At 70.1% G+C, this 16,868-nt stretch carries 15 protein-coding genes; 5 read left to right on the top strand and 10 right to left on the bottom strand.

Features of this window, described 5'->3' with window-relative positions; all coding sequences use genetic code 11:
• Positions 1 to 122: 122 nt before the first annotated feature.
• The 6 genes from B0675_RS38650 to B0675_RS38625 form a co-directional block, all read right to left on the bottom strand.
• On the bottom strand, positions 123 to 479 hold the full coding sequence (locus B0675_RS38650; RefSeq protein WP_081224443.1) for an STAS domain-containing protein: 357 nt from the start codon (positions 477 to 479) through the stop codon (positions 123 to 125).
• A complete protein-coding gene (locus B0675_RS38645) occupies positions 476 to 1,732 on the bottom strand; it encodes a SpoIIE family protein phosphatase (protein ID WP_081224442.1) in 1,257 nt (418 codons plus the stop codon). The genes B0675_RS38650 and B0675_RS38645 overlap by 4 nt, the downstream gene beginning before the upstream one ends.
• Positions 1,716 to 2,543 (bottom strand): alpha/beta hydrolase, encoded by an 828-nt coding sequence (locus tag B0675_RS38640; protein ID WP_081224441.1) that lies wholly within the window; start codon positions 2,541 to 2,543, stop codon positions 1,716 to 1,718. Before B0675_RS38640 ends, B0675_RS38645 begins: the two co-directional genes overlap by 17 nt.
• A 64-nt stretch (positions 2,544 to 2,607) precedes the next feature.
• Positions 2,608 to 3,075 carry an ATP-binding protein gene (locus B0675_RS38635; protein ID WP_081224440.1) on the bottom strand — a complete coding sequence of 156 codons (468 nt, stop codon included), beginning with the start codon at positions 3,073 to 3,075 and terminating at the stop codon, positions 2,608 to 2,610.
• A 222-nt stretch (positions 3,076 to 3,297) separates the two neighbouring features.
• Positions 3,298 to 4,137, bottom strand: a complete 840-nt coding sequence (locus B0675_RS38630; protein ID WP_081224439.1) for an RNA polymerase sigma factor SigF — start codon at positions 4,135 to 4,137, stop codon at positions 3,298 to 3,300.
• Positions 4,138 to 4,302: 165 nt separating this feature from the next.
• Positions 4,303 to 5,085 (bottom strand): response regulator, encoded by a 783-nt coding sequence (locus B0675_RS38625; RefSeq protein WP_081224438.1) that lies wholly within the window; start codon positions 5,083 to 5,085, stop codon positions 4,303 to 4,305.
• Positions 5,086 to 5,198: 113 nt separating this feature from the next.
• Here B0675_RS38625 and B0675_RS38620 point away from each other — a divergent pair, with 113 nt between their 5' ends.
• A complete protein-coding gene (locus tag B0675_RS38620; protein WP_081224437.1) occupies positions 5,199 to 6,806 on the top strand; it encodes a sensor histidine kinase in 1,608 nt (535 codons plus the stop codon).
• Positions 6,807 to 7,073: 267 nt separating this feature from the next.
• Here the strand turns inward: B0675_RS38620 and B0675_RS38615 are convergent, their stop codons facing one another.
• Positions 7,074 to 7,478: an STAS domain-containing protein gene (locus tag B0675_RS38615; protein ID WP_081224436.1), complete on the bottom strand. Its 405-nt coding sequence runs from the start codon at positions 7,476 to 7,478 to the stop codon at positions 7,074 to 7,076.
• A 477-nt stretch (positions 7,479 to 7,955) separates the two neighbouring features.
• Between B0675_RS38615 and B0675_RS38610 the strand changes: the two genes are divergently transcribed.
• Both B0675_RS38610 and B0675_RS38605 read left to right on the top strand, forming a co-directional pair.
• Positions 7,956 to 8,960: a TIGR03885 family FMN-dependent LLM class oxidoreductase gene (locus B0675_RS38610; RefSeq protein WP_081224435.1), complete on the top strand. Its 1,005-nt coding sequence runs from the start codon at positions 7,956 to 7,958 to the stop codon at positions 8,958 to 8,960.
• Positions 8,951 to 10,651: an alpha-amylase family protein gene (locus B0675_RS38605; RefSeq protein ID WP_081224434.1), complete on the top strand. Its 1,701-nt coding sequence runs from the start codon at positions 8,951 to 8,953 to the stop codon at positions 10,649 to 10,651. The genes B0675_RS38610 and B0675_RS38605 overlap by 10 nt, the downstream gene beginning before the upstream one ends.
• A 67-nt stretch (positions 10,652 to 10,718) precedes the next feature.
• On the opposite strand, the gene B0675_RS38600 is transcribed toward B0675_RS38605, so the two are convergent.
• From B0675_RS38600 to B0675_RS38590, 3 genes are all read right to left on the bottom strand, one after another.
• On the bottom strand, positions 10,719 to 11,102 hold the full coding sequence (locus B0675_RS38600; protein ID WP_081224433.1) for a VOC family protein: 384 nt from the start codon (positions 11,100 to 11,102) through the stop codon (positions 10,719 to 10,721).
• Positions 11,103 to 11,227: 125 nt separating this feature from the next.
• A complete protein-coding gene (locus B0675_RS38595) occupies positions 11,228 to 12,010 on the bottom strand; it encodes a maleylpyruvate isomerase family mycothiol-dependent enzyme (protein ID WP_107482982.1) in 783 nt (260 codons plus the stop codon).
• A 155-nt stretch (positions 12,011 to 12,165) separates the two neighbouring features.
• Positions 12,166 to 12,519 (bottom strand): VOC family protein, encoded by a 354-nt coding sequence (locus B0675_RS38590; RefSeq protein ID WP_081224431.1) that lies wholly within the window; start codon positions 12,517 to 12,519, stop codon positions 12,166 to 12,168.
• 228 nt (positions 12,520 to 12,747) lie between these two features.
• Here B0675_RS38590 and denD point away from each other — a divergent pair, with 228 nt between their 5' ends.
• Positions 12,748 to 13,755 (top strand): D-erythronate dehydrogenase, encoded by a 1,008-nt coding sequence (gene denD / locus B0675_RS38585; RefSeq protein ID WP_081224430.1) that lies wholly within the window; start codon positions 12,748 to 12,750, stop codon positions 13,753 to 13,755.
• Between the two features lie 270 nt (positions 13,756 to 14,025).
• The gene (locus B0675_RS38580; protein ID WP_081224429.1) at positions 14,026 to 16,437 is read left to right on the top strand and encodes an RICIN domain-containing protein; all 2,412 of its coding nucleotides are present in this window, start codon (positions 14,026 to 14,028) and stop codon (positions 16,435 to 16,437) included.
• The last annotated feature ends 431 nt before the right edge of the window (positions 16,438 to 16,868 follow it).

The following is a 16,868-nucleotide window of genomic DNA, read 5'->3' as shown; positions in this document are numbered from 1 at the left end:
GATGACGGGGCGTCGTCTGGAGGCGCCCCAATCTGAGCCCCGAGTGCCCGCACCGTGGCGAGGCAAACACACCGGGTTCACCCCGGGACACCGCCGAGTCGACGCGGTGTCCGTCCGCGCGCTCAGCCGGTGGGGCGCCAGGCGGCCTCGGCGGCCTGGACGGTGGGGTGGGAGGGGAACACCTCGTCCAGGCCGACCATGCGGAAGATGCGGCCGACGAGGTCGGGGACGGCCGCCAGCGCGATGCCCGCCCCGGTGGCCAGGGCGTGGTTGCGGGCCGCGATGATCACCGTGATGCCGGTGGAGTCGCAGAAGGTGATGCCGCCGAGGTCGAGGACGAGTTGGCCGCCCGGGGACAGGTCGAGGCCGATCAGCTGGGCGCGCACCTGGTCGGCGGTGTGGAAGTCGAGTTCGCCGGCGAGTTCGATGACCGCGCCCTCGGGGGTGGTACGGGCGTGGAGGGTCAGATGCTGGGTCACTGCTGCTCTTCACTGGGGGGTCGGGGCACATGGATGGCGAGGACCGCGGCGTCGTCGTCCACGCCCGTGCCGAAGGTGTCGAGCAGGTCGCGGACCGCGTCGATGCTGTCCGCCGCGGTGGTGGGGGCGAGTGCGCGGGCGAAGCCGAGCAGGGCGTCGTCGCCGTAGCGGCCACCGACGGCGTCGGTGTGGGCCTCGGTGAGGCCGTCGGTGTGCAGCAGGAGCGTGTCGCCGGGGGCCAGGTGCACGGCGGTGGTGGCGATATGGGCGTCCGGCAACGCGCCGATGAGCTGGCCGCCGGGGGTGGGCAGGATGTCGGCCGTGCCGTCGGCGCGCATGAGCAGTGCGGGGGGATGGCCGCCGCCGGCCAGGGTGATGCGGAACCCGCCGCGCTCGTGGTCCGGGGTGAGCAGGCCGAAGACGACGGTGCAGAAGCGCGGGTCGGTGCCGTTGTACTCGTGGTTGAGGACGGTGTTGAGGTTGTCCAGGACGGCGGCGGGGTCGGGGTCGTACACCGCGGCGGCGCGCAGGGTGTAGCGGGCAAGGGAGGTGACGGCCGCGGCGGCGGCGCCCTTGCCGCACACATCGCCCATGAAGAGGCCCCAGGTTCCCGCGGCCAGCGGGAAGAGATCGTAGAAGTCGCCGCCGACCTGGTCGACGGACGCGATGTGGTAGTACGCGGAGACCTCCAGCCCGGGCACGTTCGCGAGCGCGGGCGGGAGCAGGGTCTGTTGCAGTGTGGTGGCCAGCTTCTGAAGGCGTTCGCGTTCCTGCTCGGCCTCCGTGCGGGCGCGCAGGAGTTCGGTCTCGTAGGCGCGGCGGTCGCGGGCGTCGAAGAGTGTCGTACGGATCAGGAGGGGCTGTCCGTCGCTGCCCGTCTTCACGGTGGAGGTGACCAGGACCGGCAGCCGCGAACCGTCGGCCGCCTTGAGCTCCAGCGCGATGCCGCTCACCTCACCCTGCATGCGCAGCAGGGGCGCGAAGTGGGTCTCGTGGTAGAGCCGGCCCCCGACCGTGAGCAGGTCGGAGAAGTGCTTGCGGCCCAGCAGGTCGTCGCGCCGGTAGCCGAGCCAGTTCAGAAGCGTCGTGTTGACCTTCGCGATCCGGCCGTCCAACAGGGTGGACAGGTAGCCGCAGGGCGCGTGCTCGTACAGGTCCTCGGCGCTGTCCTCCAGGAGGGCCGAGAACTGGGCCTGTTCGTCCACCGGTTCGCCGTCCGTGCCGCACTCGTGATCATTACTGGCCTGGTCCATCGTCCGGCAGCCCCCTCACGAACGCGGTGATCGCCGCGGCGGTCTCCTCGGGGGCGGCGAGCTGCGGGCAGTGGCCGGTGGCGTTCAGCGTGACGAGGCGGCTGCCGGGGATCCGAGCGTGGACGAAGGCGCCCACCTCCGGCGGGGCGATCGCGTCGCTCGAGCACTGCGCCACCAGCGTCGGCACCGCCACCGACGCGAGATCGGCCCGGTGGTCGGACAGGAACGTCACCCGGGCGAAGACCCGGGCGATCGCCGGGTCCGTACGGCAGAAGCTGTTGGTGAGTTCCTCACCCAGCTCCGGCCGCTCGGGATTGCCCATGATGACCGGTGCCATCGCACCCGACCAGCCCAGATAGTTAGCATCCAGCGATGCCAGCAGCTCCTCGACGTCCCCGGCGCTGAACCCGCCCCGGTACCCGGTCTCCGGGTCGTCGACGAAACACGGTGACGGTGCGAGGAGCACCAGTCCCGCGAACGCCTTGGGTTCCCGGGCCGCGGCGAGTACGCCCATCATGGCGCTCACCGAATGCCCGACGAACGTCACCGGGCCGAGGGCCAGCTCGCGGCAGAGTTCCAGTACGTCCTCGACGTATCCGTCGAGCGTCGCGTACCGCTCCGCGCTCCACGCCGCCAGGTCGGAGTTCCCCGCGCCGACGTGGTCGAAGCGGACGACGGTGAAGTCGCGCTCCAGGGCCGGTGTCACCAGCCGCCACAGGTTCTGGTCGCATCCGAAACCGTGCGCCAGCACCACCACCGGGGCGCCGGCTCGTCCGGTCACGGTCACATGGTTCCTGCGCCGTACGTCCACGGGCACATCCTCGCTGTCTCGTTCTGATCGTCGCGGCGCCGGGAGGTCCCGGGAGGGAGCCCGGTCAGACGGCACTCGGCGCGGGAGCCGCGCCCAGCGGGATGTCCGCGGTGATGCGCTTGCCGACGGGCGTCTGTTCGATGGTGAGGGTCTGCGCGAGGGCGGTGACGATCTCGAGGCCGTGCTGGCCGATGCGGGCGGGGTCCGCCGCCTTGGCGCACGGCAGGACGGGACTGCTGTCCCAGAGCTCGACCCGCAGCACCGCGCCCATCACCCGCAGCCGCAGCCGTGCCGGTCCCGGCGCGTGCTTGCGGGCGTTGGTGACCAGTTCGCTGACGATCAGCTGGACGACCTCCACCACGGCCGTGACGACCGGAATGCCCTGAGGGTCCTTCACCTTCGACAGGAAGGCGGCCGCGAGATGGCGCGCCTGTGCGATACGGGAGCCGTCGCCGTCCAGTTCGAGTGAGGTTTCCAGAGGAGGGCCCGCACCTGCCCTTTCACCGCCGGCCGTGCCGGATGATTCGTCCATTTGTGCCCGCTTCCGTCTCCCGCCGACTACCCCCGCAGGCGCCGCGTACGCTCGCCACGGCACGTTACCTGGCCCACCACCGGCCCGACGCCCAGTGATGTGCCGGGTATCGCCGTTCACGGGCCCTTCCGTCCCGCCGTCCCGCGTTCCGGAAACGGCGGAGGCGCCCACCCCGCGGGGTGGACGCCTCGACTTCCGTAGGCGCACAGGACGCGCGCCTGATCACGTGGTGCTGAGCATGCCTTCGCGGAGCTTGGCCAGGGTGCGGTTGAGGAGGCGGGACACGTGCATCTGGGAGACGCCGAGGTGCTCGCCGATCTGGGCCTGGGTCAGTTCGTCGACGAACCGCATGTGGATGATGCGGCGCTCACGGTCGTCCAGCCCGGCGATCATGGGGGCCAGCGCGTTGAAGTCCTCGACCAGTTCCAGGGCGTTGTCGTCCGCGCCGATGAAGTCCGCGAGAGCGGCCTCACCGTCGTTGCTGGAGCTGATGGTGGCGTCGAGCGAGGAGGACGTGTAGCCGTTGGACGCGAGACGCGCCTCGTTGACCTCCTCCTCACTGAGGCACATCAGCTGCGAGAGCTCCTTGACCGTGGGGGTACGGCCGAGGCGGGTGCGGAGCTCCTCGGTGGCCTTCGCGAGCTGGATCCGGGCCTCCTGCAGACGCCGCGGGACGTGCACGGCCCAGCTGGTGTCGCGGAAGAAGCGCTTGATCTCGCCGACGATGTACGGAACGGCGAAGGAGGTGAACTCCACCTCGCGGGTCAGCTCGAAGCGGTCGATGGCCTTGATGAGGCCAATCGTGCCGACCTGGACGATGTCCTCCATCTCGTCGTGACTGCGGCTGCGGAACCGCGCCGCCGCGAAACGGACGAGGGTGATGTTCATCTCGATCAGGGTGTTACGGGCGTACTGGTACTCGGGCGTGCCCTCTTCCAGGACGGCGAGCTGGTCGAAGAACAGCCTCGACAGCTCACGGGCGTCCTTCGGAGTGACCCGAGACGGGTCGATCACCTCCGGAAGCGTTGCCGTTCGTGCTTCCGTCGCTGCGGTCACCGTCATGTCAGATCCCCTCCCTACAGTGCAAGCCCCCGTGCCGCCGGCTGCTCGAGTCCGACGCAAGAAGGCGCGTACCCCGGACTGAGCGTTCCACACCAGAATATTCGAACGAAGGGTGACCCCGGTACCGTCCGACGTCGCGGACCGGGGCTCCCCTCGTCTCACCCGTCAGCTCTCGCCCCGCGGCAGTCGGGTCGCCGTCTCCAGGTAGAAGGCGTCGATGCTCTGCACAGCCTGTTCGAACTCCACCAGGTTGACGGGCTTCGTCACGTACGCGTTGGCGTGGCTGTTGTAGGCGCCGGTGACGTCGTCCGGCGCGGAGGACGTGGTCAGGACCACCACCGGGATCGTCTGCAGATCATCGTCCGTCTTGAGGACCTGGAGCAGCTCGCGGCCGTTCATGCGGGGCATATTGAGGTCGAGCACGATGAGGTCGGGGCGCACGCTGTCCGGGTCGCGCAGGTGCTCCAGCGCGGCGACACCGTCGGTGACCTGGACCAGATTGCGGGCGCCACGCTCGGAGAGGGCCTCCTCGATGAGCATGGCGTCGGCGACGTCGTCTTCGACGAGCAGGACGTCGAAGGGGCGGGTGGGGGAGGTCATCATCGGTAGCTCCGTGGGTGCTTCATTGGAGTGGTGGAAGATTCCGGGCCAGCGACGGCGGGCGCCTTGGCGTGTCATGTCCGACGCCTCGCCGATCTGCGGATAGCCGGCGCCCGCGCGGGCGGCGTCCACGGCCGCTTCACGCTGGAGTCGTTCGGCGGCCCGCTGGAGATGCGTCAGAACGTGCAGCCGGGTGAGCGCGTGCGTGGGGTCGGCGGCCGTCGGCGGAGGCGGTGGGTCTTCCATGAGCTGGTGGGCGATGCGCCGCGCAAGTTCGTCGACCGCGGCGTCCGCGACTGCGGCAGTCTCCTGCGGGGTGGTCGGCACAACGAAGTTCTTGCCAGGCATACCCGGCACATTAGGCCCCGGACCGCCCCCGCGACAACAACCGTTGTCACTCGCCCTCTAGAGTGTGCGCTGCGCCGCCTCCAGGGCGGCCGTCACGACGGAGGAGTCAGAGGATGACCGGCGACGAGAGGCTGCCGCATGCGCGGGGGCTGTCCAAGTGGACGACCCGGCGCTGGCTCCGTGTCGGAGTGGCCGTGTCGTTGACCGTCCTCGGCCTTCTCGGGGCGATGGGAGCCTGGGTCCTCGGGCGGACCGCCACGATCAGCGACGACCTCGTGGACGTGAAGTCGCCCGCCCTGACGAGCTCGATCCGACTGGAATCGGCTCTCCTCAACCAGGAGACGGGCATCCGCGGCTACGGCATCACGGGCACACCGGACTTCCTCGACCCCTACCGTCAGGGACTCGCCGACCAGAGGACCAACACCGCACGGCTCGCGGAACTGCTCCGGGGCGACGCCGCGGGCCTGCGCGACCTCAGGACCGTGCAGGACGAGATCAGGACCTGGCAGGAGAAGATCGCCCGGCCGGTCGCCGCCTCGCCCCCCGGGTCGCCGTCACCGGAAGCCGGCGAGCGAGCCGCCGCGGGCAAGAAGGACTTCGACCGGCTGAGGGCGGCCATGACCGCCCAACAGGACAGACTCCGCGACGACCGGACCCGTACGAGGGACGACCTGGCCTCCACGATGCGCCTGCGGAACTGGGTGTTCGCCACCATCGCGCTCCTCATCATCGCGCTCGCCGGCATCGTCTTCGAGGCGCTGCGCCGCGGCATCACCGCACCGCTCGAACAGCTCGGATCCGACGCCCGCACCATCGCCGACGGCGACTTCGGCCACCCCATCACCCCGACCGGCCCCGCCGACCTGCGCAGGCTGGGCGGCGAGATCGAGTTCATGCGCCGACGGCTCGTGCGGGAACTGGACTTCAGCGAGGAGTCCCGCCTGCGGCTCGACGCGCAGTCCGCCGACCTCAAGCGCTCCAACGCCGAGCTGGAGCAGTTCGCCTACGTCGCCTCCCACGACCTCCAGGAACCCTTGCGCAAGGTCTCCAGCTTCACCCAGCTGCTCCAGCGGCGTTACGGAGGCCGGCTCGACGACCGGGCCGACCAGTACATCGATTTCGCGGTCGACGGCGCGAACCGCATGCAGACCCTCATCAACGACCTGCTCGACTTCTCCCGCGTCGGCCGCGTGCACCGCGCCCACCAGAGCGTCGACCTCGACGGTGTGATGAAACGGACCCTCTCCGCCCTCAGTGTCGGCATCGAGGAGTCGGACGCGGTGATCACCCGGGACGAGCTGCCGACCCTGGTCGCCGACCCCACGCAGATGAGCATGCTCTGGCAGAACCTGATCGGCAACGCGGTCAAGTTCCGGCGTCCCGGCGAGGCGCCGGCGATCCACGTCTCCGCCGAGCAGGACGGCAGCCTGTGGAAGTTCGCCGTCACGGACAACGGCATCGGCATCGATCCCGAGTACGCCGAGCAGGTCTTCGTGATCTTCCAGCGCCTGCACACCAAGGACACGTACAAGGGAAGCGGCATCGGGCTCGCGATGTGCAAGAAGATCGTCGAGTTCCACGGGGGGACCATCTTCGTCGACCCCGAGTACACCGACGGCACCCGCATCACGTTCACCCTGGCGAGCGAGCCGCCGGCGACGGGCCTCCCGTCGACCGAGTCGGCGGAGACCCGCACCGACACGGTGCCGACGTCCTGACATCGGCCGACAGCCGGCACGCGAAGGACACGGGGGCAATGCCTGACACCAGGCATTGCCCCCGCATCCGTGGGACGGCGGGACGAACGGCAGGACGGGCATCAGCCCGCCCTGCCGGTGGTGCGGTGGTGCTGTGGTCGGTTCAGCGACGACGGCGGTGACGCACCCGGTGCCGAACGCGCCGCCCGACGGACCCGTCGAGGCCGGGCGGCCCGAACCAGCAGAGGGAACCCGGCGCGTGTGCGACCACGCCCGAGCGGGCGGACGTCATACCCGCACCCCCGTGGGTGCCGTCCGGCGGACCGGACGCGCGGCGTCCAGGAGACGCTGGACGACGGGGGAGCGGGGACCGAACCGAAGGCGCCGCCTGCGGCGGCTCCAGCAGTCGAGCGCGTTCAGGAGCGCCGAGTCGGCGAAGACGACGTGCCGCGTGTCGACGCTCAGATGGACATAGCCCAGGGCGGCGGCCGAGGCGAGCAGCGCCCGGAGCGGCCCGGTGCTGTAGTGGTCGATCTCGCCCTGCAGCTCGATGCGCAGAGCCTGGTCGATGGTGGTGCAGGAACGGATGATTATGTCGCCGGGCGCGCCGGCGCCCGGCTCCTTCGCACGGTCGGTGTCCCCGACGGCGGAGTTCGGATCGGTCAGTATCGGAAGAATGCTCGCGGTACTCACGCCATGATCAACAGCCGTCTCCCCCTCCGGGGTGCGGGTGATCACCCGGCTGTACGGAAGATCCGCTCCACCGGGGGAAGGGCCGTCCCTCGCGCGGGTGGTGTCCGGCGCGGTGACGTCGCGCCGGACACGTCCACCACCGCGAACGTGGTGACCGTCCATCACGGGCACGACGGAGGAGGCGGTCAGGAGGGAGGGGGAGGGGGAGGGGAGGACGGAAGGGGACCGCAGGGCGGAAGGGGTGGCAGCGCTGCGTGGAGGTCGGCGGGACGCCGGAGGCGGGGCTGTGTCGGTACGACCGCGATCGCGCGGACCTCTTCCTCGCGCGGCCGGACAGCTCGCGCCGCCGACCCGCAGGCCGCCCACCACGGCGAACGCGGCACGCGCGCCGTGCCGGGGCCGTCACCGCTGCGATTCCGTGAACTTCCCCCGGCCCGGGCGCCACTGAGGTGCCCGCGCGTGGGTACTCGCCGCGCCATGACTGTCTACGGATTGCACGCCTCGCACGAACAGATCCCGCCCGCGGATCTCCTCGACGCCGTGGTGCGGGCGGAGCAGGCCGGGTTCACCGCCGCCATGTGCTCGGACCACTTCTCCCCGTGGAGCGTGCGCCAGGGCGAGTCCGGATTCGCCTGGTCGTGGCTCGGCGCCGCGCTCCAGGCCACCGACCAGACACCGTTCGGCGTCGTCAACGCACCCGGCCAGCGCTACCACCCCGCGATCGTCGCCCAGGCCGTCGCGAGTCTCGCGTCCATGTTCCCGGGCAGGTTCTGGGCGGCCCTCGGGAGCGGAGAGGCATCCAACGAACACATCACCGGTGCCCGTTGGCCCCGCAAGGACCTGCGCAACGCACGCCTGCGGGAGTGTGTCGACATCATCCGCGCACTCCTCGAAGGTGAGGAGGTCAGCCACAACGGCCTGGTGACCGTGGACCGGGCACGGCTGTGGACCCTGCCGCCCGCGGTACCGCCGCTCATCGGGGCCGCGTGCAGCACGGCCACGGCAGCCTGGTGCGCCGACTGGGCGGACGGCCTCATCACGGTCAACGCACCGCGCGAACGGCTGCGCGAGATCGCCGACGCCTACCGGGACGCCGGTGGCCGTGGTCCCCTGCACCTTCAGGTACACCTGAGCTGGGCACCCGACGAGGACGAGGCGCTGGCACTGGCGCACGACCAGTGGCGTACCAACGTCCACTCGCCCCCGGCCAGTTGGGACCTCGACTCCGCCGAACTCTTCGACATCGTCAGCGAGCACGTCACGCCCGAACAGGTCGCGCGCACGGTCAACGTCTCCTCCGACCTCGGGCAGCACGCCGCCTGGCTCCAGGAGTACGCCGACCTCGGCTTCGACAGCGTGATGCTGCACCATGTGGGCCGCGAACAGGGCCCGTTCATCGACGCGTTCGGGGCAGAGGTGCTGCCTCAGCTCGACGTCACCCGTCCGGTCCCCGCCACGGCGAAGGAGTACCGATGCGTCTGACCCGCACGTCCGACCTGTGGTGGAAGAACGCGGTGGTGTACTGCCTGGACGTCGAGACCTACCAGGACGGCAACGGCGACGGGATCGGCGACTTCGCCGGCCTCACCCAGCGCATCGACCATCTCGTACGGCTCGGTGTGACCTGCCTGTGGCTGATGCCCTTCTATCCGACGCGCGAACGCGACGACGGGTACGACATCACGGACTTCTACGGCGTCGACCCCCGCCTCGGCACGCTCGGTGACTTCACCGAGTTCGTCCGTACCGCCAAGGACCGCGGCATCCGCGTGATCGCCGACCTCGTCGTCAACCACACCTCCGAGGACCACCCGTGGTTCAAGGACGCGCGGTCCAGCCGGGACTCGGACCACCGCGACTGGTACGTCTGGCAGGACGAGCCTCCGGAGGACGGACCCCAGGGCGTGGTCTTCCCCGACGCCGAGGACAGCCTCTGGGAGTACGACGAGGGCAGCGGCCAGTACTACCTCCACCGCTTCTACAAGCAGCAGCCCGACCTGAACGTTGCCAACCCCGCCGTGCGGGACGAGATAGCCCGCGTCATGGGCTTCTGGACACAGCTCGGCCTGTCGGGGTTCCGGGTCGACGCCGTGCCCTTCCTGCTGGAGACGGACGGGCAGGACGACGCCGGCGCGCTGCCGGCCCCGCACGCCTACCTCGCCGATCTGCGCGCCTTCCTCGGCCGCCGCAACGGCGAGTCGGTCCTGCTGGGCGAGGTGAACCTCCCGTACGGCGACCTCGCCCGCTTCTTCGGCGACCCGGACTCGGACCGCGGTGACGAACTCACCATGTGTTTCGACTTCGTCGGCATGCAGCAGATGTATCTGTCCCTGGCGCGCGAGGACGCGGGGCCGCTGGCCGGTTCACTGCGGGAACGCCCCGCCGCCCCGCGCGACGCCCACTGGGCCACGTTCGTCCGCAACCACGACGAACTCACCCTGGACAAGCTGACCGAAGCCGAACGCGCCGAGGTCTTCGAGACCTTCGGCCCGGACAAGGACATGCAGCTCTACGACCGGGGCCTGCGACGCAGGCTGCCGCCGATGGTCGACGGCGACCGGCGCCGCATCGAACTCGCCTACAGCCTGCTGTTCACCCTCCCGGGCACCCCGGTCCTCTTCTACGGCGAGGAGATCGGCATGGGGGAGAACCTCTCCGCCGAGGGACGTCAGGCCGTCCGCACCCCCATGCAGTGGACCCCCGAGACGGGCGCGGGGTTCTCGACCGCCGACCCCGAGAAGTTCCCCAACCCGCTCGCGGACGGCGCCTTCACCCCGAGGAAGGTCAACGTCTACGACCAGAGCCGTGACCCCGGCTCGCTGCTGAGCCGCATCCGGCTGTTCGTGGAGCGCTACAGGGAGGCTCCCGAACTGGCCTGGGGCGAGTACCGCGTCCTCGACACGGGTGAGCGAGCGGTCCTGGCCCACCTCAGCAACACGACCGACGGCAGCGTCCTGGCGCTCCACAACTTCGCGGGTCACACCGTCACCGCCCGCCTCCGCCTGCCCGACTCCACCCCCGGCACGAGGTTCACCGACCTCCTGGACGACCACCACGCAGCCCTCACGATCCCCGACGACGGCGTACTCCCCGTGGAACTCCCGCCCTACGGCTACCGCTGGCTGCGCAGGGGCACTTCGGCGGACGACGCGGAGCGGGTGGCGGGCGGGTGAGCCACGTCGGCCCCTGGCAGGGCTCTCCCCTCCGCGGCAGGAGGGCCGGCCGCGTCCAGCGGTCCTGTCAGGAGCTGACGCCGGCCCGCTCGGACTGGCTGCGCAGGACGCAGAACTCGTTGCCCTCGGGATCGGCGAGGATCGCCCATCCCGAGCCATCGGGATTCCGGTGATCGCCGACGAAGGTGGCACCGAGCCCCAGCAGCCTCTCCACCTCCCCATCGCGCGAACCCTCGGGGCGCAGACACAGATGGACCCGGTTCTTGACCGTCTTCGGCTCGGGGACCTGGTTGAAATACAGCACCGGGCCCTGCTCCAACATCACCTGAGCCTCACGCACACCGGGCCTGTCCTCCGGTTCCACCGGCCGCCCGGTCACCCGGCTCCAGAACCGAGCGAGCGCGTAGGCATCGGCACAGTCGATGGCGACGTTCTGAATCACTGAGACCATGACCCCGAGCTTTCCCGACCTCGACACCATCCGCCATCGAGTTGCGTCTCGGGCGTCATGGACACGGGTTGCTTCGCGGTCGGGTCTGCGCGCGGGAGGACGCCGCTGAGGCTCCCTGTCGAGACCTACGCATCCGGGTCCCACGCCAGAAGCCTGTCGAAGATGCGGCCGTCGCCCTCGATCTTCAGGGAGGTCACCGGGATGCGGGCGTACAGGGCCAGGACCAGGTCGCCGGCGGTGCCCTTCATGGTCGCGTCGGCCGCGGTCGGGGCCTCGCCGGGTGTGGGGAGAGGTGAGGCCGACGTGCCGTCGGCGGTGAGGGTGAGGCGCCAGGACCGGCCCTCGGTGGCCTCGTAGTCGACGACGCACGGCTCGTGCGGCCACGCGTCGGGCCCCGAGCAGCAGGTGGACAGGAACTCGTCGACACCGTCGAGTGCCGCCTGCGGGGGCAGGGGCTCCGGGCTGCCCACGGTGATCTGCGCGTCGTAGGTGTGCACGGCGGCCTCCTGGACCTGGTGCCGGGCGACCGCACCGCAGGTCTGCGGCGACTGCGACCCACCCCACCAAGTCCAACAGCCCCGGTCCGGGCCGGAATCCCGCAGAGCACCGAGGAGTTGCTCCGTGGACTCCGCCGACCAGGCCAGCAACGCCTCGCGGTCCTGCGGCACGATCGGGGCCGCCTCCGGAGCGGCCGGCGTCGGCCGGGTGTCGGCAGGGCCCGCGGCGACCGTGGCGGCCCAACGCCGGTGCACCTCACCCAGGTGCCGCACCAGATCCCGCAGCGTCCACTCGGGACACGTCGGCACCGGTACAGCGAGGCTGGGCGCGGAAGCGACAACGGCCCGGAACGCGGACGCCCGTTCGTCGATCATCCGCAGCAGGACAGGGAACTCAGGAGTCGTGGCCACGCGGACTGTCTATCACCGCGCTCCGGCAGGCGGACAACGATTTTCCGCGCTGCAGCCGCCGTCGATCCCGACGGCGGCGAATCGTGGTCCGGCGTTCGTCGCGTGCTGCCGAGGAGGACGGGTTCCCGCCACGCACACGGACAGCACGCCCCCACCTACTGCCGTCGTGGGCCGAGGACGCAGAACTCGTTTCCTTCCGGGTCCGCCAGCACGACCCACGGCTGTTCGCCCTGGCCGATGTCGACGTGACGTGCGCCGTGCGCCAGGAGGCGGGCCACCTCGGCGGCCTGGTCGTCCGGCCTGAAGTCGAGGTGCAGCCTGTTCTTCACCGTCTTGTTCCCGGGGTCGCGGCCGAAGAGCAGTCCCGGCAGGCGATCTGGCGTCGGGCGGATCTCGAACTCTTCAGGGGACGAGTCGACCACAACCCAACCGAGAGCGTCAGCCCACCACTGCCCCAACGCCGCAGGATCCACCGAGTCGACAACGAGCTGCTCCCATTCCAAGGTCATGCGCCGAGCCTAGACCTGCCAGGGTTCCAGAGGCGGGCATGATCCAGCGGGCAAACGACCTACGTCATGACCGAACCGGTGACCGGCGTCTTTCCGGGGTGCGGCGTCGGGGCGGTGTGGTGGATTCGCCCCGGCACGAGGATGCTGCCCGATAGCGGAGGGCGCGGACGTGACGTCGGCGCGTCCGCCGTTCCGGGCGGTCGGGCGCGAGGGATGAGAGGGCGTCGTATGAGGATCGTTGTCACGGGGGCGTACGGATTCCTCGGCCGGCTGCTCGTCGGGAGCCTGCTGCGGACGCGGGCCTTCGGCGGTGCGCCGATCACCCGGCTGGTGCTGGTCGACCGCGTCGTGGATTCCGGTTTCGCGACGGCGCACGACCCCCTCGTGGACGTCGTGCAGGGGGAGTTGGCCGAGACCCTGGGGGAGGTGTTCACGGCGCCGGTCGACGTGGTCTTCCATTTGGCCGCCGCCGTCTCGGCCGAGTGCGAGGCCGACTTCGACCTCGGCATGAGCGCGAACGTGGACACCACTCGCGCGCTGTTGGAGGCGGCCCGCGCGCAGTCGGCCACCGGCGGTCCCGTTCCACGGGTGCTGTTCGCCGGCAGCCTCGCCGTCTACGGCCCGGACGCCGCGCTGCCCCTGCCACCCGCGGTGAGCGAGTCGACGGTGCCGCTGCCGCAGTCGAGTTACGGCACGCAGAAGCTCGTCTGTGAACAGCTGCTCGGCGACTTCACCCGCCGCGGTTTCGTCGACGGTCGCGTCGCCCGGCTGATGACCGTGGTGGTACGGCCGGGACACCCGAACGCGGCAGCATCCGGGTTCCTGTCCAGCATCATCCGCGAACCTCTCGCGAAGCTGCCCGCCATCTGCCCCGTGGATCCCGGGACGCGCGTCGCTCTGGCGTCGCCACGGCGCACCATCGAGGGCATCCTCCGTGTCGCGGAGGCCGAACGCGGCACCGAGGCAGGCAAGGTGACGGGCCGATTGCCGGTCAACCTTCCCGCGCTCACCGTCTCCGTCGCCGACATGCTCGACACCTTGAGGAAGGTGGGCGGCGCATCCGCCGTCGACCTGGTGACCGTAGCGCCCGACCCGGCAATCGAGGCCATCGTGGGTTCGTGGCCGTCCGTTCTCGACAGCCGGCGCGCCGCCGCGCTGGGCCTGAGGCCGGACCCGAGCTTCCTCGCCGTGGTGCGGGACTACGTCTCCGACCACCCCGACGCCGTCATGAGGTGAGCCGTCCCACGGGCAACGGCACGAAGGAACAGGGGACTTGAGCGGTACGCCCCGGGGCGTGCGTGAACCCTGGACAGGTTGTCCCGGCCGTGCTGTCATGCATGTCGGCGACCAGATTTCCAACGTTGTACAAGGTTCCGACAGGTCCCACACCGCGATCCCGTCACGTGGTCGTCGCGCAACCGCTCCTGGATGATCCGACGTTGTCCCACGCCGGGGACAACGTTGTCGCACTGCCAGTCGACCCCTCGCGAAAGGCAGATCACCCGCATGTCACTGAGCAGACGCCACCTCCTCGCGATGGGCTCCCTCACCCTAGGAGCCTCAGCACTCGGTGTCCCGTTCGCGGGAACGGCGGCCGCGGCCCCCGCCATGTCCCCCCGGCCCCGCGCCGAGACGCGGAAGCCGGACGCGTTCCGGAAGCTGCAGCCCGGCAGTGTGACCGCCCGTGGCTGGCTCGCGGGTCAACTCCGTTTGCAGCTCGACGGCTTGTGCGGCAGATACGAGAGCTTCTCCCACTTCCTCGACTTCTCGGCCACCGGCTGGGTGCACCCGGAGCACGACTCCTGGGAGGAACTTCCCTACTGGCTCCGCGGATACATCCCGCTGGCGATCGCCACGGGCGACGCGCACGCGCTGACCAGGTCGCGGGAGTGGGTGGACGCCATCCTGGCCACCCAGCAGAGCGACGGCTTCTTCGGACCGCGCGCTCTGCGCACCTCGCTCAACGGCGGCCCCGACTTCTGGCCCTTCCTGCCCCTGCTGCAGGCGCTGCGCACCCACGAGGAGTACAGCGGCGACCAGCGGATCGTCCCCTTCCTCACCCGGTTCCTCCGCTTCATGAACGCCCAGGGACCCGGCGCCTTCAACACCAGTTGGGTCTCCTACCGTTGGGGCGACGGCCTCGACATCACCGTGTGGCTCTACCGCCGGACCGGCGACGCGTTCCTCCTCGACCTCGCCGCCAAGATGCACACCCAGGGCGCCGACTGGACCGGCGCGACGCCCAGCAGGCACAACGTGAACATCGCCCAGGGCTTCCGCGAGCCCGCCCAGTACGCCCAGCTCACCGGCTCCGCCGACCTCACGAGCGCCACCTACCGGGCCTACGACACCGTGATGAACGCCTACGGGCAGTTCCCCGGCGGGGGCATGGCCGGGGACGAGAACTACCGACCCGGGTTCACCGACCCCCGGCAGGGCTTCGAGACCTGCGGCATCGTCGAGTTCATGGCCAGCCACGAACTGCTGACCCGGATCACCGGAGACCCGGTCTGGGCGGACCGCTGCGAGGACCTGGCCTTCAACATGCTGCCGGCCTCCCTCGACCCGGACGGCAAGTCCCTCCACTACATCACCAGCGGCAACAGCATCGACCTCGACAACCACCCCAAGACACAAGGGCAGTTCCAGAACGACTTCGCCATGCAGTCCCTCCAGGCCGGAGTGGACCAGTACAGGTGCTGCCCCCACAACTACGGCATGGGCTGGCCGTACTTCACCGAGGAACTCTGGCTCGCGAGCGCCGACGGAGGCCTGGCCGCGGCCCTCTACGCCCCGAACAGCCTCAGGGCCACGGTCGCCGGCGGAACGTCCGTCACCATCACGGAGGAGACCGGCTACCCCTTCGACGACACGGTCACCCTCACCCTCTCCACGCCCCGACCAGTCAGCTTCCCGCTCCAGCTGCGCATCCCCGGCTGGTGCCGCGGCCCCCAGCTCAAGGTCAACGGCACCCCGCTGGCCGCGCCCGACGGACCGTCCTGGGCGCGGGTGGAACGTACCTGGCACGACGGGGACACCGTCCGTCTACAACTTCCCCAGCAGGCCCGCCTGCGTCACTGGCCCGGACAGCACGACGCGGTCAGCGCCGAACGAGGCCCGCTCACCTACTCGTTGAAGATCGGTGAACGCTACGACCGCTACGCAGGGGACGCGACGTTCCCCGCCTACGAGGTCCACGCCACCACCGCCTGGAACTACGGCCTCCTCCCGGACACCCCGCTGACCCTCGCACGGACCAGCTCCTCCGTCCCGGACCAGCCCTTCACCCCCGGCGCCAGTCCCCTCCACCTGACGGCACAGGCCCGGAAGATCCCGGAGTGGATCGCGGACGACGAACATGTCATCGCCCCGCTCCAGCAGAGCCCCGCGCGCAGCGCCGCCCCGGTGGAGACGGTCACCCTCATTCCCATGGGCGCGGCGCGCCTGCGCATCACGTCCTTCCCGACCGCGACACCCGACGGCCACGCCTGGACACCGGAACCCCCGTTCCGGCGCATCGCGAACAAGAACAGCGGCAAGGTCCTCGGCGTCGACGGGATGTCGACCGACAACAGCGCACGCGTCGTCCAGTTCGACAACACCGGGACGGGTGACCACGCCTGGCAGCTCGTCGACAGGGGTTCCGGCTGGTACCTGATCCGAAACGGTCACAGCGGGAAGGTCCTGGGCGTCGACCAGATGTCCACGGCCGACAGCGCGATCGTCGTCCAGTTCGACGACAACGGCACCGCGGACCACCTGTGGTCCCTCGTCGCCGACACCGACGGCTGGTACCGCATCCGCAACAAGAACAGCGGCAAGGTCCTGGGGGTGGACCGCATGTCCACGGCCAACAGTGCCCAGGTGGTCCAGTTCGACGACAACGGGACGTCGGACCATCTGTGGCGCTTCCTGTGAGGGAAGCCGTGACATGAAGAGAGAGGCCGCCCTGCTGGGCGGCCTCTCTTCTCTACGAGCGTCTCCGGGGTCACCCGGGGCCGACGCGTACACGCCGGACCTGCCCCTCACGCCCCTTCTGCCGCTTACGGATCATGGCTGACCGTGCGGTGGTGCGGGTGCGGAAGGTCAGCCGCGGCGCAGCATCATGACGACGGCGACGATGACGATGATGAGGACGACGGTACCCAGTCCTATGTACACGGCTTTCTCTTTCCTTCGGAAGAGCGGCACCCATCGGTGTCGCAGAAAGCCGGGTGCCCCCGTCCAGAACTTTCAGGCCGCCCCGATTCTTCTGTTGCGTCCTCGTGATGAATCCGCCCCGGCCGTGCGATGCCCCGGGTGCGGCGACGCAGCTTCCGGGCCATGCCGGCGCCTACGCGTAGAAGGCC

Origin of the sequence: Streptomyces sp. M41(2017), from assembly GCF_002078175.1 — a bacterium.
Lineage (GTDB): Bacteria > Actinomycetota > Actinomycetes > Streptomycetales > Streptomycetaceae > Streptomyces.
Note: the sequence above shows the minus strand (reverse complement) of the source record. Positions and strands in the feature narration are given on the sequence as shown.

Excerpts from the sequence above, each read along its gene's own strand:
- B0675_RS38610 (WP_081224435.1), top strand. The coding sequence starts at position 7,956 with ATGACTGTCTACGGATTGCACGCCTCGCACGAACAGATCCCGCCCGCG.
- B0675_RS38600 (WP_081224433.1), bottom strand. The coding sequence starts at position 11,102 with ATGGTCTCAGTGATTCAGAACGTCGCCATCGACTGTGCCGATGCCTAC.
- B0675_RS38625 (WP_081224438.1), bottom strand. The coding sequence starts at position 5,085 with ATGCCTGGCAAGAACTTCGTTGTGCCGACCACCCCGCAGGAGACTGCC.
- B0675_RS38590 (WP_081224431.1), bottom strand. The coding sequence starts at position 12,519 with ATGACCTTGGAATGGGAGCAGCTCGTTGTCGACTCGGTGGATCCTGCG.
- B0675_RS38620 (WP_081224437.1), top strand. The coding sequence starts at position 5,199 with ATGACCGGCGACGAGAGGCTGCCGCATGCGCGGGGGCTGTCCAAGTGG.
- B0675_RS38630 (WP_081224439.1), bottom strand. The coding sequence starts at position 4,137 with ATGACGGTGACCGCAGCGACGGAAGCACGAACGGCAACGCTTCCGGAG.
- B0675_RS38645 (WP_081224442.1), bottom strand. The coding sequence starts at position 1,732 with ATGGACCAGGCCAGTAATGATCACGAGTGCGGCACGGACGGCGAACCG.
- denD (WP_081224430.1), top strand. The coding sequence starts at position 12,748 with ATGAGGATCGTTGTCACGGGGGCGTACGGATTCCTCGGCCGGCTGCTC.
- B0675_RS38635 (WP_081224440.1), bottom strand. The coding sequence starts at position 3,075 with ATGGACGAATCATCCGGCACGGCCGGCGGTGAAAGGGCAGGTGCGGGC.
- B0675_RS38580 (WP_081224429.1), top strand. The coding sequence starts at position 14,026 with ATGTCACTGAGCAGACGCCACCTCCTCGCGATGGGCTCCCTCACCCTA.
- B0675_RS38605 (WP_081224434.1), top strand. The coding sequence starts at position 8,951 with ATGCGTCTGACCCGCACGTCCGACCTGTGGTGGAAGAACGCGGTGGTG.